Origin of the sequence: Chitinophaga sedimenti (genome assembly GCF_023156195.1) — a bacterium.
Taxonomy (GTDB): Bacteria; Bacteroidota; Bacteroidia; order Chitinophagales; family Chitinophagaceae; genus Chitinophaga; species Chitinophaga sedimenti.
Map to the genome: position 1 here is coordinate 222,518 of NZ_JAKUKA010000001.1, position 16,578 is coordinate 239,095.

A 16,578-nucleotide genomic window follows, 5' to 3' on the forward strand; every position below is an offset into this window, starting at 1 on the left:
GCCTCGAGCGCAGCAAACGCGCAAAACCGTTCTGGTCTGCCGGCGCCAAATGGAGCCTCGGCCAGGAAGATTTTATGCAGGGCATTTCGTGGATGGATGCACTGGATATCCGCGCCACATATGGTACCGGAGGTTCCGTTCCATTGGCCGGCAACAACGTGACCATTCTGCAACTGAACGCTACTGATCCGAGCACGCAATTACCGATCGGTACCATCACATTCCCTGCTAACCAGCAACTGGGTTGGGAGCTGACGAAGACAATGAACTTCGGCCTGGATTTGCGCATGCTTAAAAACAGGTTGAATTTTACCGCCGATGCTTATACGAAGAAAAGTTCCGGGATTATGGTAAGCCTGCCTTACAATGCGACCTATGGCTGGGGTAGCCTGCAGTTTAATACTGCCACGCTCAATAGCTATGGCATGGAGTTCAGCATTTCCGGCAAACCACTGGAGGAAAAGAACTGGAGCATCAGCTCTGTGTTCAACTTTGCATATGGCAAAACAAAGGTGACCGACAGCCGGTATAAAAATACGGTTGCAACAACCGTGATGAGCGGCACGCCCGTAGAAGGTTACCAGTTGGGTGCTACGTTTGTTTACCGTTCGGCCGGACTGGACGATAAAGGCCAGACGCAGATCTATGATCGCAATAACAAGATCATCAACAATACTACTGCGCTTACTTCTGCATTTGACATAAAGGATCTTAAGTATGTGGGTATCAGGGTAGCGCCTTATCATGGAGGTTTCTTCAACAACTTCCGCTACAAGAGTTTTGACCTGGGCGTGCAGATGACCTACTATATGGGCCACATCTTTATGAAGCCGGCGGTAACTAATTATCCGAACTTCCAGGGTACTTATTATGGTTCATTAGGCCGCCAGAAGGCGTTGGCCGATCGTTGGCGTGAGCCGGGCGATGAGGCAACGACAGACGTGCCGGGCCTGAGCAATGTTAACTTTAACAGCATTAACCGTTATGCGAATTCTGACAAACTGGTGCGCGATGCGGACAACATCCGCCTGCAGCAGATTTCGCTGGGATATAACTTCCCGCAGCAGCTGTTGCCGAAAGCAGTGATCAAATCGCTGAACATCAGCGCAAACGCCCGCAACCTGGGTATTTTGTGGAGAGCGAACAAAGACGGCATCGATCCGGAATATGTGAACGCAAGTGCGAATTACTCGTCTTTGCCGCCGGTGACCAGCTTCCTGTTTAACATTAACGCAACCTTCTAAAGATTGATCAACATGAGAAAAGTAATATATATCATAGCCGCGGCAGCGTTGTTCTTTACGGGGTGCCGCAAATATGTGGAAATAGACCAGATCGGTAAAAGAACGCTGACCTACACCAAAGATTATCGTGCAGTACTGGACAACAATGCGCAGCTGGAAGGCGGTTTCTTTATGCCGATTTATTCTGCGGATGATACCCGCATTATCGACTCCGCCAAACAAGTAACGATTGTGGATATCAGCCGCCGTATACACCTGGCAGGCTCAATACTGGGGCGATACCCAGGGCGATATTGATTGGGAAAAGCTGTACAAGGTCATTTACACGGTGAACGAAGTAATTGCCGGCGTAATGGATAGTAAAAACGGCACGGATGCAGAAAAACAACAACTGTACGCCGAAGCGCTGGTGCATCGCGCGTATGCTTACTGGTGCCTGGTGAATATTTACGGCCCACAATACGACAGTGCTACCGCCGCCAAAGACCTTGGAGTGCCGGTGTTGCTGACCCCGGACCTGTATGCACCGCTGAACAGGGCATCAGTAGCAGTTGTATATGATCGCATCATCACCGACCTGAAAGCCGCTGTAGATGCGCTGCCGAACTTGCCGGATTATAACACCCGTCCGTCTAAAGCCGCCGCCTACGCCATGCTGGCCCGTACCTACCTGATGACGCGGGACTTTACCAACGCACGCAGTTATGCGGAACAGGCGCTGGCGTTGCAAAATAAATTGCTAGACCTGCGCACCTACGCCAACAGCGTTACCGGCTTTCCTTATCGTTTAGTGGATCCGGAAGTGATCTTTTCCAAAATCAACGCCGGTGCATATCCGTTTGCAGGGATTCAGATCGATACAGCTGTATTGTCGCTGCTGGGTACGAAAGATCTGCGTTATACGTTATTCGTGAAACCCGGCGCCAGCTTTTTCCCGGCCTTTACCGGCTTCGGTTACTGGAGGCAGAAATACAGCCGCGAAACGAATACTGTAACCCAGGGTCCTGGTGTACCGGAAATGATGCTGATCAAAGCCGAATGTGCCGCACGTACGAACGATGCAGCAACGGCAACAACGATACTGAACACCATTCGTGGATATCGCTTCAGAACTGCTGACTATGTAGCTCTTACACCCGGTACGCCGCAGCAGGCGCTGGAAGCCGTGGTGAACGAACGTAAACGCGAGTTCTTCGGTACCGGCCTGCGTTGGTTCGACCAGAAAAGACTGAACAAGGACGCGGCTTTCGCCAAAACCGTGGTACGCCGGTTCAAGGGTGTGGACTATACCCTTGAGCCTAACAGCAACCGCTATACCTATCCGATCGGTCCTAAATATATATTGTTGAACCCGGAGATCGAGCAGAGCGCCCGCTAAGTTAAAATCCAATTATAATGATGACCCGCCCGGGAGTGCGAAAGCGCTTCCCGGTTGGGTCATGCCAAAACAAATCCTGAGATGAGAAAATGGTTAAGTATCCCGGCAGCGCTGGCGACCGTTCATGGCGCAGCGAATGCGCAGGCAGACAGCGCCCGCCTGAGAGGCTGGGAGCGGGCAACAGCCGGCACTACGCTGAATCTCCGCTACTTCCCGAAAGGTGGTCCCTTAGAGGGAAAACAACAGGTAAATGGCACTATCTACCTGTTTAATAATTACCGCTGGCAGCTGGATGATGTGAACTTTACACACAACGGCGACCAGTGGAACAGCACTTACAAGCTTCCCGCCAATTGCGCTTTCCTGGCCATCAAATTAACCAGCGAAGACGGCAAAGCCGACAATAATAACGATTTTGGCTACGTGGTAACGCCGATCAATAAAAACGGCGGCCGTTTACCCGGCGGTGCACTAGGTTGGGCAACTTTCCGCAAACCATCTTTTAACAAAGCTCCTGGTGGCTACTTCGACAAGTTCGATTTGAACAACGAAGCACTGGAAATGTGGATCCGTAAGGAAATGGAAGAATTCCCGGACAGCATGCCGCATTTCTTCGACAGCTATATCGGTATGTTAAAGATTAAGCTTGGAGATGAATTTGCAGAAAAGGCGCCCCGCAACCTGGAGAAATTCGGTCGTTTTCCGAATATCACGGAAACAGGGTACAACACCATCTACGATGTCTATAAGTTTCAACTGAAGGACGAAGTGAAAGCGGATTCTATCCGGAAAGTGATACTCGCCAAATATCCTAAAGGCCGCACTGCCCGCTTCCAGCGCCATAGCGAAGTATTTGCAATGCCAATGGATGAGAAAAAAATGGCCGCTATGGAGAGTTTTCTGAAGGAGTTTCCGGTAGCGGATATGCGTAAAGATACGCCGGTAACGCAACGTTTCCTGTATTACAACATGCATCGCACATTGGCCGCTGCTTACGTGGCGCGTAACGAAAAGGCCAAACTCGCAGCCCTGTTACCCGAAATGGATTTCGCCACGCTCGCGGAAGTGTATCACCACAACTTCGTAGGCGCATACCTCACCGGTAAAGTTCCCATAGAAAAGCTCTATGACCTGTCTGTGCTGGTGATGAATGAATTCCTGAAAAAGCGCAATGATCTTTCTTATATGGAAGACCGTTACACGCCTCAGCAGGCAGCAGTGCTGGCGCAGAAGCAGGTAGATGAAAAACTCGCTGTGCATATCGGCATGCTGGCAAAAAAAGGTGAATATAAAACGGCTGCAGCTTTGCTGCCTTATATCTCCGAAAAAGGCACTTATGAAAATGCAAGACTGAACGACGCCCGCGTCACTATTTTTGAGCACACCGGGCGTAAAAAGGATGTGCTGCCCGCCATGGAAGCCAGTGTGCGTGCAGGTGCCGCCACCCCGGCCATCCTCGAAAAGTTGAAGAAAGCTTATAAGGGTAAAGCGACTACTTACGATGCTTACCTCGCTTCGTTAAAGCCCGCCCTCAATAAAGAAGAACTGCAAAAAGCGCTGATCAATGCTCCTTACAAGGCTTTCCAGCTCGAAGGAATGGACGGAAAATCCGTGAACAGCGCTGATTGGAAAGATAAAATCATAGTGATCGATTATTGGGCTACGTGGTGCTTCCCGTGCAAAGCAGCCTTTCCCGGCATGCAGCTGGCAGTGGATAAGTATAAAAACGACCCGGGTGTTGATTTTTATTTCGTGGCCACCATGGAGCGCGGCGATAATTATAAAAGCGATATTAAAAAATATATCACTGGCGCCGGCTACACTTTTAAGGTGTTGTATGACGCGGAGAATCCTGCTACAGAAGCCAGAGACCTTGTGTTTAAGAGCATGACGCCGGTGTTCAGGTCTGCCGCCATTCCACGCAAAGTGATTTTGAAAAACGGCGTGATCCGCTACACCTCGGAAGGTTACCTTGGCAGTCCGAGTGGTTTGGCGGACGAATTGTCTGCTGTCATTGAACTGTTAAAAGCCGAATAGGAATGAAGAAGTTAGTGCTTTTACTGGCCGGGGCCGCCTGTTTGCAGGCGTTGCCCGGCTTTTCACAAAAACCGGCGCTGGACACGGCCGCATACAGGCAATGGAAAAGGATAAGCAGTCCTTCCATATCGTGGGACGGTGCTGGGTAATTTATGGCGTGGCCGACGATGAAAGCAAGGAAATGCACCTGGTGAATATTACTTCTGGGAAGAATATCGTGATGCCGAATTTATCGGATGCCACTTTTTTCAATGCAGGTAAATGGTTGAAGTATAAGGCGAAGGATTCTTTAATGCTGATGCGGATGAAAGATGGCCGCAAACTGCATTGGACCAATAGTAGTTTTTTTTTGACAGCCGAAGGCTCCCCGTATGTAACTTACAGCAACCGCACGCAGCTCGTGGTGTGGAATGTGGATACCGGCGACAGTACAGTATTTCCGGGAGTAAGCAGGGTTACTTTGTTTGACCAGGACCGCCAGGTAATTTATCAGCAGGATAAGGCCGTAAAGGCCGGTCCGCTGAAAGGTAAGCATAGAGTAGTGTCCACCGGAGCGGTAAGTGATTTTTCTTTCAATAAGGAAAAGAAGGAGGGTACTTTTTTAGCGGGTAACCAGCTGTATTATTTTTCCCTGGATGGTGGACAACCGCAGCTGGTGCTGGATTTTGATGAAGTGAAACCTCCAGCTGGTTGTCAGCTGCGGCCACGTGCTTACGAAATTACACCGGCGACGAAGCAACTTGTGCTCGACCTTAATTATCAGTCACGCCCGCAGCCGCCAGCCAAACCTAACCCGGCGGCGGTGGACCTTGAACTGTGGACGTGGAATGAGCCCGTATCGCCGCGCAGGCAGCGTCGCGGACAGGGAAACCGCAGCATGATGGATGATGCGAAGTTTGTTTATCATCTTGATACAAAACAATTGGTGGAGGCGGCTCCTGAGTTTTCGGGACAGTTTTTCGCCCCACAGGCGCCGACCTTCGAATATGCTTTGTACGCTGATCCCGCTCCGTATAAACTGGCTGTAGACTGGACGTACGATGCGCACCAGGACCTTTGGATGGTAAACGTGAAAACCGGCGATCGCAAACTGGTCGCGAAGGATGTAACGGACAATCCGCAATGGAGCCCCAATGGCCGTTTCGCTTTGATGTTCAATCATGCGCAACGCGCCTGGATGCTGCTCGATCCCGTAAAAGGTGCGTTTGAAAACATATCAGCCAGCATAGGTTTTCCTGTAAACGACGAAGCCGCCGACATGGAGCGTATGCAAACTGCGTACGGCGTAGCCGGTTGGATGGATGGCGGTAATACGGTGGTCCTATATGATCGTTACGATATGTGGGCGTTGGACCTCACCGGTACTGCTGCGCCGCGATCACTGACAAATGGTTACGGCCGCGCAAATGGCATTGCCCTCCGCGCGCTGGGCGCACCTTTTCTCGGAGAAATCAATCCCGCTAAGCCTGTACTGTTAAGCAGTTTCAATGAGCGTACAAAATCGGCCGGCGTATATCGGTTAATGCCATTTAAAAAGGTAGAAGCACTGGCCGACGATGCCGCCTATTCTGTGAAGGGAGCGTCGGTTGCTGGTAATGGAAAAGCGTTCCTGTTCAGCCGGCAGAGTTTTGCCCGTTACCCCGACCTGTGGTATGCCAACGGCAACATGCAGGGCGCGAAGCGGTTGACGGACATCAATCCGCAGCAACAGCAATACAGCTGGGGCAGCGCTAAAGTGTTCAATTGGAAAAATGTAAACGGCAAGGAAAACCAGGGCCTCCTGTACCTGCCGGAAAACTACGATCCCGCGAAAAATACCCGGTGATCGTGAACTTCTACGAAAAGCATTCCGACGACCTGCACGATTATCTTACACCGCTCTATAGCACATGTACTATTGATATTCCTACGTTCGTGAGTAACGGTTACGTGGTATTCCGCCCAGACGTCCACTTTGGCGTGGGTAAACCCGGTGAAGACGCATTTAATGCGGTCACCAGCGGTACGCAGGCGCTGATCGCGCAGGGCATTGCTGATAAAGACCATATCGGTTTGCAGGGACACAGTTTTTCCGGATTCGAGGTGGCGTACATCGCCACTAAAACGGATATGTTTAAATGTATCAACGTAGGCGCGGGCGTGGTGAACATGACGTACAACTATACGTCCCTGCGTCAGAACGGCGCGCCGGGTATGTTTAAAACAGAGGTGGACCAATACCGCATCGGTAAAACGTTATGGGAAGATAAGGAAGCTTACCTGCTGAATTCGCCCATCCTGCAGGCGGATAAAATCAGCAGTCCGATGCTGATCCTGCACAATGATAAGGACGGTGCGGTAGCCTTCACCCAGGGACTCGATCTTTTTTAGCCATGCGCCGCATGCAGAAAACCGCCTGGCTCCTGAATTATAAGGGCCAGAACCACACGCTGGAAGAACTGCCGCAACAGCAGGACTGGACCGCCCGTATGACGCAGTTCTTCGATCATTACCTGAAAGGCAAACCAATGCCGAGGTGGATGAAACAAGGCATCAACACAGACGAAGCGAAAGTGGACCGTAAATTGGATTATTGATGTTTTCTCATAAACAAGGAAAGGCGCCGGCCAAGCGTTATTAAACGTACTGCCCGCAAAATAAACGTCCTGCCAAACATGGCGGGACGTTTTTATTTGCGCAGGAAGTCCATGCCATACGCCGTTCCCACACCCAGCAATGCCCCCGCAGCCACATCAGACGGGTTGTGCACACCCAAATATAACCGCGAGTAACTCACCGCGCCGGCCCATAAAAAGGAGGGTGCGATTACATACCATTTTGGATAGGCATGCGAAACGGCCATCGCGTTACTGAAAGTGGAGGAGGAGTGCCCGGATGGAAACGAATAGCCGCCATTGCGAGCAAGCGCCGTAAACCAGGAATAGCGGCGGAAGGGCCGGGGACGTTTGAAAATCAGTTTTAATCCTGCATTGAGCAGTGCCGTGGTGGCAGTGCTGCTTGCCACGTAGAGTGCATTGCTGCGCATGTCGCGGTTATCGGAGGCAATGCCGCCGATGAGCAGTCCGGCCGGTACAGCGATGTTCACATACGTGTTGGCCTTTGCGGCGAATTTATAAAACTTCGTTTGCGCGTCGGTGCGGGTGTTGGCAATGTTGTCGAGCATGCGGATGTCGATGGAGTCGAGTCGGGTTTGCGCCTGCAGACTGGTGCAAAAGGCGAGTAGCAGGAGCGTAAGGTGGCTTTTCAACATAGGATAAAAGTAAGGGTAATTTGGCATAGAGGAGGCCTGTGCAAATCGCCAGGGCTGTCATTTTTTCAAGATAAAAACTGACATTTTTTAGCCGGAAATGACAAAAATGTCATGGGCCATTGCCTGGCACACGGGTTGAAAAGAGTTTTTTCGGGAGGGCCCTCCCCCAAAAGAGCATGCTATAATGATTTGTTTTTGAACCAATTCAAATTAATGAACTATGGCAAACAGTGTAACAGCTATTCCATTGCATGACCGGGTAATTATAAGACCGGCGACCACAGAAGAGAAGACCGCAGGCGGCATTATTATCCCCGACACCGCCCGGGAGAAGCCTCAGAAAGGTACGGTAGTAACAGCCGGGCCTGGAAAAAAGATGAGCCGGTAACAGTAAAGTCCGGCGACACGGTGCTGTATGGCAAGTATGCCGGCACAGAAGTTAACATTGATGGCGAAGAACTGCTCATCATGCGCGAGTCCGATATCTTCGCAATTCTGTAACCATTAAACGTACTGGACAATCATGGCAAAGCAACTTTTCTTTGATCTTGAAGCGAGAAACAGAATGAAGAAAGGGGTAGAGATACCCTGGCCAACGCAGTAAAAGTAACCCTCGGTCCCCAGGGCCGCAACGTAGTGCTGGAAAAGAAATTCGGTGCCTCGGCCATAACAAAGGATGGGGTAAGTGTAGCAAAGGAAATTGAATTGGAGGATCCTGTTGAAAACATGGGAGCACAAATGGTGAAGGAGGTGGCCTCCAAAACCGCGGATGTTGCCGGCGACGGTACCACTACGGCAACCGTGCTTGCACAGGCAATCATCACCGAAGGGTTGAAAAATGTAGCTGCCGGTGCTAATCCGATGGACCTGAAACGGGGTATCGATAAGGCCGTTGCAGCAATTGTCGGAGGACTACAGCAGCAGGCGCGTACAATCGGTGATGATACGGAAAAGATCCGGCAGGTGGCTACGATATCCGCCAACAACGACGATAATATAGGACGCCTCATTACCGAGGCATTTACCAAGGTTGGCCGTGAAGGGGTGATTACGGTGGAGGAAGCCAAAGGTACAGATACAACTGTTAAAGTGGTGGAAGGTATGCAGTTCGACCGGGGCTATTCGTCGGCCTATTTCGTTACCAACCCGGATAAGATGCATGCCGAATTGCAACAGCCGTACATTCTTATTTGTGACAGGAAGATATCTGCAATGAAGGATATCCTGCATATTCTTGAAAAGGTAGCGCAGAGCGGCCGCCCACTGCTGATTATAGCCGAAGACACGGAGGGAGAAGCCCTTGCTACCCTGGTGGTAAACCGGCTCAGGGGCACTTTAAAGGTAGCCGCTGTAAAAGCTCCCGGCTTCGGTGATCGCCGGAAGGAAATGTTGCAGGACATCGCAGTGCTGACAAAAGGGATTGTGATCAGCGAAGAACAGGGCTATAAACTGGAAAATGCCGATTTAAGTTACCTGGGCTCCGCCGAATCTATTACGATTGATAAAGATAGTACGACCATTGTAGGCGGGCTGGGCGATAAATCCGCTATCAGCGCCCGCATTGGACAAATTAAAGCCCAGTTGCAGGCTACAACATCTGACTATGACCGCGAAAAACTTCAGGAGCGGCTTGCTAAGCTCAGTGGAGGCGTGGCGGTATTATATATAGGAGCGGCAACCGAGGTGGAAATGAAGGAAAAGAAAGACCGGGTAGACGATGCGCTGCATGCCACCCGCGCTGCGGTGGAAGAGGGGATCGTTCCCGGGGGCGGGGTTGCATTGTTGCGCGCCGCGGCCGGCCTCGAAGCTGTAGCATATTCCAACGAAGATGAGCAAACCGGCATAGAGATCGTTAAACGTGCCGTGGAGGAGCCTTTGCGCCAGATAGTCCGTAACTGCGGCCTCGAGGGAAGCGTCGTTGTGCAGCGTGTCAAAGAAGGAAAAGATGATTATGGCTTTAATGCACGCACCGAGCAATACGAAAACCTGTTGGCGGCAGGTGTAATCGATCCGGCCAAAGTAAGCAGGATTGCTATTGAAAACGCGGGGTCGATTGCCGGCATGTTGCTCACAACGGAATGCGTAGTTGCAGACAAACCGAAAAAGGAAATCCCCCGGTACCGGCAGCGCCGGGTATGGCCGGAATGGATTATTGATAGAAAAAGAGGTTCCATGTGCCGCAAAGGCGCAGTCAATCCCAAAACAAGAAAACCAATAACAAAGTGAGGGCTGGGGAAACCCGGCCCTCGTCTATTATATGTATGACACCCTGCGGCCCCGCAAATGAAGTATGCGGAGAAGTTCCTGAAATACTTATTTTTAGTTCTTCACCATTATTTTTTTGTACTTTTAATGTGACTGAGTGAACCCATCCACGTTTAGACCGTATGCATCAAAGCACAACCAATGACAACACGTTGTTACGCCTGCTTGCAGGTGGTGACCAGCATGCGTACCGGATCATTTTTGAACGGTATTGGGATCCCGTTTACTCCACCGCCTTACTCCTTACCAAATCGCCGGCCATGGCCGAAGATGTAGCCCAGGACGTGTTTACCATGGTCTGGGAGAAGCGTGCGTCGATGGCGGCAGTGGAAAAGCTGGAAGGATTCCTGTTCGTAGCCGCCCGCAATACCATTTATACCCGCCTCCGTAAGCTTGCATCGGGCAAGGCGTACCGCGATTATTTACTGCATTGTTTCGACGAAAACGGTGCACAAACCGCCGCCCAGCAGACCGAATTCCGGGAAATGGAGAAGACCGTACTGCAGGCGATCCGGCAATTGCCGCCACAACAGCAGAAGGCTTTTCAGCTCAGTCGTTTCGAAGGCATGCGCCATGAAGACATCGCCGTTACCATGGGCGTGTCGCGGATTACCATCAAAAGTTATATCGTACAGGCCATCGCCACCCTGCGTAAGGCCCTCGCCAACTATCCCTCCGGCGCCCTTATTACCTTATGGGCACTTAGTTTTATAGGTTGATTTCCTCCCCGCGAATTTTTTTAAATCCACCACCTCCCTTTTTCGGAGTTGCGCGTCTTTATCCTGTAACCGGCTATTTCACGTTATGGACCCGCAAACATTTTCGGCCTTACTGGATAAATATTTAAGCGAGGAGCTGAGCAGGGAGGAAGTAAACCAACTGCTGAACTCTTTGGAGGACGAGCAATTCCGCGGGCAATGGAACGACGCCCTTGATAAGTTGCTTGCCAACCGTGCCCTGCACGGCCTTTCGGACCGCGACCGCATGGATGCGATCCGTCAGCGTATTGTGCAGCGTCCGCGCTACAGGCGTTTGCGCACCTTGGCCGCCGCAGCTGCTGTACTCGCCCTAGCCGTTTCTGGTCTATTATATTTTATAAGAGAAACTCCTCCGACCACCCGGGGTACAAGCACCTTTGCCGCTAACCACCAGGTAAAGCCCGGGGGCAATAAAGCCGTGCTCACCCTGGCGGATGGCAGCGAGATTACGCTCGACAGCGCCGGGAACGGCGCCATTGCGCAACAGGGTAATGTACAGGTGATCAAGTTAAACAGCGGACAGCTGGCCTACCAGGCCGGTGGGGGCGCACAACCAAAGTCGGGCTACAACACGCTTACCACGCCAAGGGGCGGCCAGTTCCGCATTGTGCTGCCTGATGGCTCCAATGTATGGCTAAATGCTGCTTCCAGCCTTCGTTTTCCCACAGCTTTTGCCGGGAACGAGCGCGCCGTGGAGTTGCAGGGCGAGGCTTACTTCGAAATCGCCCACAACACGCGGCAGCCATTTAAAGTAATGGTGAACGACATGACGGTGCAGGTATTAGGCACGCATTTTAACGTAATGGCTTATGCAGACGAGCAGCAGGCGCGTACAACATTGCTGCAGGGCGCTGTGAAAGTAGTCCGCGGGGCACAGGCGTTAACCCTGAAGCCGGGACAGCAGGCCGTAACAGATCATCAATCTAATATCAACCTGAAAGAAAATATAAACCTGGAAGAAGTAGTAGCATGGAAAAACGGCTATTTCCAGTTTAACCACGAACCCCTGGAGGGCGTAATGCGACAGGTGGGCCGCTGGTACGACGCGGAAATTGCTTACGAAGGCAATGTGCCATCGCGGGAGTTTGGTGGACAGGTTTTGCGTAGCAGCAGTATAACAGACGTATTGAAAATGCTGGAATTAACCGGCGTCCACTTTCGCCTGGAAGGGAAAAAGATTATCGTGACACCTTAGTTTATTAGTTATGAAAAAATAAGCAATCCACTATGAAGAAAAGAACGCTCAACACACACTAATGAATCCGCCCATAAAAAAGCCGGTCCCGATGGCCGTCGGTCCCGGCGAAAATGAAAGGGCAAAACCAGCTGTTTAATTGGTACCTCCACGTTCCTGGCTATTGGCCAGGCGGGATTTCATTACCCTAACAAACCAAAATTATGCATTTTAGAATTATTCATGCGCGGTATTTAAAATGGCGCCTGTCAGCCCAAACACTGCTTGTTATGAAGATCACTGCTGTACTCTTATTGTCCGTATGCCTGCAGGTCAGCGCCCGCGGTTACGCTCAGAACGTAACGTTCTCGGGGCGCAATCTGCCGCTGGAAAAACTGTTCCGTTACTTCGAAAAGCAAACGGGATACGGATTTTTCTACGATCATCAATTGATCGATAAAGCGCCGAAAGTATCGGTCGACTTTAAAGACGTGCCTTTGGAAAAAGCGATGGAAGAGGCTTTGAGAGACCAATGGCTTTCTTATTCCATCGTGGGTAAAAATGTTGTTATCCGGAAAAAGGATATCTATATGAATCTTGGCCCGGTAAAAATACTGGTACAGGATACTACCGTTGAAGCCACAGGCCGTGTGACGGACGCCCGGAATCAGCCGCTGCCCGGTGCTACGGTAGCCGATAAAGCCACGGGTAAAGGCGCTGCAACGGATGCCAACGGCAATTTCAAACTGCGCGTATCCCGCGGGGCAATGCTCACCATTTCGTACCTGGGTTTCAAAAGCCGGGATGTGCAGGTGGTAAACGCGCAGCCCATCGAAATAAAACTGGAAGACCAGGTGAATGTAACCGACGAAATTGTGGTGGTAGGGTATGGTACCGTGCGCAAAAGCGATTTGACCGGTTCCCTGTCGCAGGTGAAGTCTAAAGACATTACCGCGTTCCCGTCTACCAACGTGATGCAGGCACTGAACGGTCGCGCGGCCGGTGTAAGGGTGATGCAGAACGGTGGCTCTCCCGGTGGCGGCGTGAGCATTAGGGTAAGGGGTACGAACTCTATCCTCGGTGGTAACGAACCGCTATATGTGATCGACGGCTTTCCTTATAATGGTAATCCTACGTTTTTACAGAATGCGGATATCGCCTCGCTGGAAATTCTGAAGGATGCTTCTTCCACGGCTATTTATGGTTCACGCGGCGCCAATGGCGTAGTGATGATCACTACAAAAAGCGGCCGTAAAAATGATTTTACTTCGGTAGATGTGGATGCCAGTTACACCTTGCAAACGGTATCTAAAAAAATGCCTTTGATGAACGCGCAGCAATACGCGCTTCTCTATAATGAACAGGCGAAAAATGACGGCCTGGCGCCCTACTTCACCCAAAACTATATCGATAGCCTGGGTGGCGTGAAAGGAACCGACTGGCAGGACCTCGTGCTGCGCCAGGCGCCTATCTACACGGTAAGCGCCACCGTAAACGGCGGAACGCAGAAAACGAAGTTCTCGATCGGTTCCAGCGCTTTCCTGCAGGAAGGTATTATCCGCGCCAGCGACTACAAACGTTATAACCTGCGCGCCAACATTGAGCATGATATCAATAAAGTATTCACCGTATCGTTTAACAGTATCCTGACCCGCCTGAGCAGCGCGCGCCAGAACTCTGGCCTGGGTAACCGCGGCAGCGACCTGATTTCAGCTATGTTGATGGCGCCGCCTTCTGTTACCCCCTATCTGCCTTCCGGCGCGTATCGCAGGCTGAATACCGCGTATCCTTTTATTTCCAACGCGATCATCAACCCGCTGATCTTTACCAACGAACAGCGCGACGTGATTAAAAGCGACCGCGTATTCGCGAATGCCGCGGTGATCGTTAAACCGCTCGATGGTTTAACACTGCGTTTTTCCGGTGGTATCGACAATATCAACGACCGTACCGATCAATACTCCAACATCGAACCTACCGTGAACTCTGTTGGTAATGCCAGCATTGCCACCACGCAGCAAACTGGTATGCTGAGCGAAAACACCGCTACCTATCAGAAAGAAATCGGGATACATTCCTTCACCGCACTGGCAGGTTTTACCTACCAGGACAATGTGAGCACCAGTCTGAACGGCTCGGGCAACGGCTTTCTCAGCGATGTACTGGGCACCGGCAATATCCGGGGTTCAGCCACACCGGGTATCCCGAGCAGCGGTTATTCTAAATGGGTATTGTTGTCGTACCTCGCCAGGTTGAATTACACCCTGAACGACAAATACCTGTTCACCGCCAGCATTCGTCGTGACGGCTCTTCCCGTTATTCTAGAAATAACCAGTGGGAAAACTTCCCCTCTGCGGCGGTAGCCTGGAAGGCATCTAATGAAGAATTCCTCAAGAAATCGAAAGTGGTGTCTGACCTGAAAGTGAGAGCTACTTATGGTTTGTCCGGTAATACTTCGCTGAATCCTTACCAGACCTTAAACCTGTTAGGTTCCGGTAACACGATCTTTGGCGATGCGCTGTTTGTATCGTACGGACCGGGTGTAGTACTGCCTGGTGATCTGAAATGGGAAGTTACCCGCCAGCTTGATTTTGGCGCGGAACTCGGCCTGTTTAAGAATGACCTGCGTTTAACGTTCGACTACTACCGCAAGCGGACCGTAAACCTGTTGAACAACGTAAATCTGCCACGTTCCATGGGATACGAGCGTACGCTTAAAAACGTGGGCGAGATGGAAAATACCGGTATTGAGCTTGGACTTGATGCGGCTATCCTGAAAGGCGATGTACAATGGAATATGAACGGTAACATTGCTTTCAACAGGAACAAAGTCGTGAAACTCTATGACGGACAGGATATTTATGGCTCAGCTTTTACACCGGTTCTTTAAATGATGCTGTGAACCTGCTGCGCGAAGGCGAGCCTTTAGGTGTGTTTTACGGTTATAAAGAAATCGGTTATACCTCGACCGGTAACCTGGCGTATGAGGACAGATCAAAAGACGGCGCCATCAGCGCGGCGGACAAAATGATCATTGGCGATCCGAATCCTGATTTCATTTACGGCCTCAATTCCGTAACCGGCTGGAAAGGCCGGAGCTCACCGTGTTTATACAGGGCTCTTACGGAAACGATATCTTCAATCTTAATAAAGCATCTTCCGTGGATCTGGGCATGGGTCTCAACCTGCCAAGAGAAGTATTCGAAGACCACTGGACACCGGAAAACACGAATGCGAAATATCCGAAGATTACGCGTACCCTTACCGCGAATATGTCCAGCCGCTTTGTGGAAGACGGTACCTACCTGCGTTTTAAAAACATACAACTTGCCTATAACCTGCCTGTAAGAGACTGGGGCTGGAAAGGATTTAAGTCTGCCCAGGTATATGCCAGCGGACAAAACCTGATCACGTTTACCAAGTATTCATGGTACGATCCGGAGGTAAATGCCTACGGTGGCGCCAATTCCATTAACCAGGGTATCGACTATGCGATCTATCCCACTAACAAGTCTGTTACATTCGGTATCCGTTGCGGATTCTGATCTGTTTTACCACGTTAATCATCTTGTATGAAAAAATATTTGATCCTTTTATTCGCAACCGCCACGTTCACTTCCTGCGCTAATTTGCTGGACGAGGAGCCGCGGGCGATTGATGCCGGTAATTTCTATAACACTCCAGCCGAAGTGGAAGCCGGCCTGAATGCCATTTACACGCCCACCCGCGGTTCGGGTGTGATGGGCGCTTTATACGAATGCCAGCAGGAAATATATGCCGAGTATTTATACGGCCGTGGCAGCCACGCACCGCTGAATGACTATACCGGGCTTGATAATACGAACATTACCCGTACCGGTGATATGTGGAGCGCGTTTTACCAGGCGATCCGCAACGCTAATATTGTGATACAAAAGGCGCCGTTGGGCAAACAACTCACGCCGGTGCAGGTTCAGCAATATGTGGCGGAGGCCAGGTTTATGCGCGGACTATCGTACTTCTTCCTGGTACGTAACTGGGCGGGCGTACCCCTGCGTACGGAGTTTAACATCGATTCTATTGAACTGGCGAGATCAACGCAGGCACAGGTGTACGACTTCCTGGTGGCCGATTTGCTGGCCGCCGAAAAGGATTTGCCCGATGCGCCAAGAGCCATAGGAGCTCCGTCGAAGCTGGTGGCAAAAACAGTGCTGGCCGATGTTTACATGAATATGGGACAATATGGTCCGGCGCGTGATAAGGCGCTGGAAGTGATCACCGCTAATAAATTTGCGCTGGTGGAAGTGACAACGGCGAATGACTTTGATAAGTTGTTCGGCCCGGAAGCCAACGGCACCAGCGAAGAAATTTTTACGTGAAATACTCGCGTACACCGGCCTCCCAGGGATTTCAGTACCCACAGTATTGTCATTATCCGGGAACGGTCTATTATAAACCAGGAGGATTTTATACCTTTTACAGCGATTCGATA

General features: G+C 50.9%; 14 protein-coding genes and 1 pseudogene. 14 read left to right on the forward strand and 1 reads right to left on the reverse strand.

All coding sequences use genetic code 11. From position 1 onward, the window contains the following. The first annotated feature begins 74 nt into the window (after positions 1-74). The 7 genes from MKQ70_RS01255 (at position 75) to MKQ70_RS01285 (ending at position 7,235) form a co-directional block, all read left to right on the forward strand. Complete coding sequence (locus tag MKQ70_RS01255; RefSeq protein WP_248066666.1) at positions 75-1,244, forward strand: SusC/RagA family TonB-linked outer membrane protein; 1,170 nt, start codon at positions 75-77, stop codon at positions 1,242-1,244. Between the two features lie 12 nt (positions 1,245-1,256). Further along, on the forward strand, positions 1,257-1,541 hold the full coding sequence (locus MKQ70_RS01260; RefSeq protein ID WP_248066670.1) for a hypothetical protein: 285 nt from the start codon (positions 1,257-1,259) through the stop codon (positions 1,539-1,541). Further along, complete coding sequence (locus tag MKQ70_RS01265; protein WP_248066681.1) at positions 1,474-2,622, forward strand: RagB/SusD family nutrient uptake outer membrane protein; 1,149 nt, start codon at positions 1,474-1,476, stop codon at positions 2,620-2,622. Before MKQ70_RS01260 ends, MKQ70_RS01265 begins: the two co-directional genes overlap by 68 nt. A gap of 81 nt (positions 2,623-2,703) precedes the next feature. Continuing rightward, positions 2,704-4,659: a TlpA family protein disulfide reductase gene (locus MKQ70_RS01270; protein ID WP_248066684.1), complete on the forward strand. Its 1,956-nt coding sequence runs from the start codon at positions 2,704-2,706 to the stop codon at positions 4,657-4,659. A gap of 100 nt (positions 4,660-4,759) precedes the next feature. After that, complete coding sequence (locus MKQ70_RS01275; RefSeq protein WP_248066688.1) at positions 4,760-6,484, forward strand: hypothetical protein; 1,725 nt, start codon at positions 4,760-4,762, stop codon at positions 6,482-6,484. Then, complete coding sequence (locus MKQ70_RS01280) at positions 6,481-7,029, forward strand: alpha/beta hydrolase family protein (protein ID WP_248066691.1); 549 nt, start codon at positions 6,481-6,483, stop codon at positions 7,027-7,029. Before MKQ70_RS01275 ends, MKQ70_RS01280 begins: the two co-directional genes overlap by 4 nt. 11 nt (positions 7,030-7,040) lie before the next feature. Beyond that, a complete protein-coding gene (locus tag MKQ70_RS01285; protein WP_248066693.1) occupies positions 7,041-7,235 on the forward strand; it encodes a hypothetical protein in 195 nt (64 codons plus the stop codon). A 92-nt stretch (positions 7,236-7,327) separates the two neighbouring features. Here MKQ70_RS01285 and MKQ70_RS37360 read toward each other — a convergent pair whose 3' ends face one another. Then, on the reverse strand, positions 7,328-7,909 hold the full coding sequence (locus MKQ70_RS37360) for a phosphatase PAP2 family protein (RefSeq protein ID WP_282456169.1): 582 nt from the start codon (positions 7,907-7,909) through the stop codon (positions 7,328-7,330). 220 nt (positions 7,910-8,129) lie between these two features. Here MKQ70_RS37360 and MKQ70_RS01295 point away from each other — a divergent pair. From MKQ70_RS01295 to MKQ70_RS01325, 7 genes and pseudogenes are all read left to right on the forward strand, one after another. Then, a pseudogene (locus MKQ70_RS01295) lies at positions 8,130-8,410 on the forward strand (co-chaperone GroES). 87 nt (positions 8,411-8,497) lie between these two features. Next, entirely contained in the window at positions 8,498-10,135 is a 1,638-nt protein-coding gene (groL, locus tag MKQ70_RS01300; protein ID WP_443657901.1) for a chaperonin GroEL, read from the forward strand. Positions 10,136-10,296: 161 nt separating this feature from the next. After that, positions 10,297-10,893 carry an RNA polymerase sigma factor gene (locus MKQ70_RS01305; protein WP_248066695.1) on the forward strand — a complete coding sequence of 199 codons (597 nt, stop codon included), beginning with the start codon at positions 10,297-10,299 and terminating at the stop codon, positions 10,891-10,893. A gap of 85 nt (positions 10,894-10,978) precedes the next feature. Continuing rightward, positions 10,979-12,127, forward strand: coding sequence for a FecR family protein (locus MKQ70_RS01310; protein ID WP_248066697.1), 1,149 nt, complete (start codon positions 10,979-10,981; stop codon positions 12,125-12,127). 269 nt (positions 12,128-12,396) lie between these two features. Beyond that, on the forward strand, positions 12,397-14,997 hold the full coding sequence (locus MKQ70_RS01315) for a SusC/RagA family TonB-linked outer membrane protein (protein WP_248066712.1): 2,601 nt from the start codon (positions 12,397-12,399) through the stop codon (positions 14,995-14,997). Between the two features lie 271 nt (positions 14,998-15,268). After that, positions 15,269-15,652: a hypothetical protein gene (locus tag MKQ70_RS01320; RefSeq protein ID WP_248066715.1), complete on the forward strand. Its 384-nt coding sequence runs from the start codon at positions 15,269-15,271 to the stop codon at positions 15,650-15,652. Between the two features lie 27 nt (positions 15,653-15,679). Further along, entirely contained in the window at positions 15,680-16,465 is a 786-nt protein-coding gene (locus MKQ70_RS01325) for a RagB/SusD family nutrient uptake outer membrane protein (RefSeq protein WP_248066718.1), read from the forward strand. Positions 16,466-16,578 lie beyond the last annotated feature (113 nt).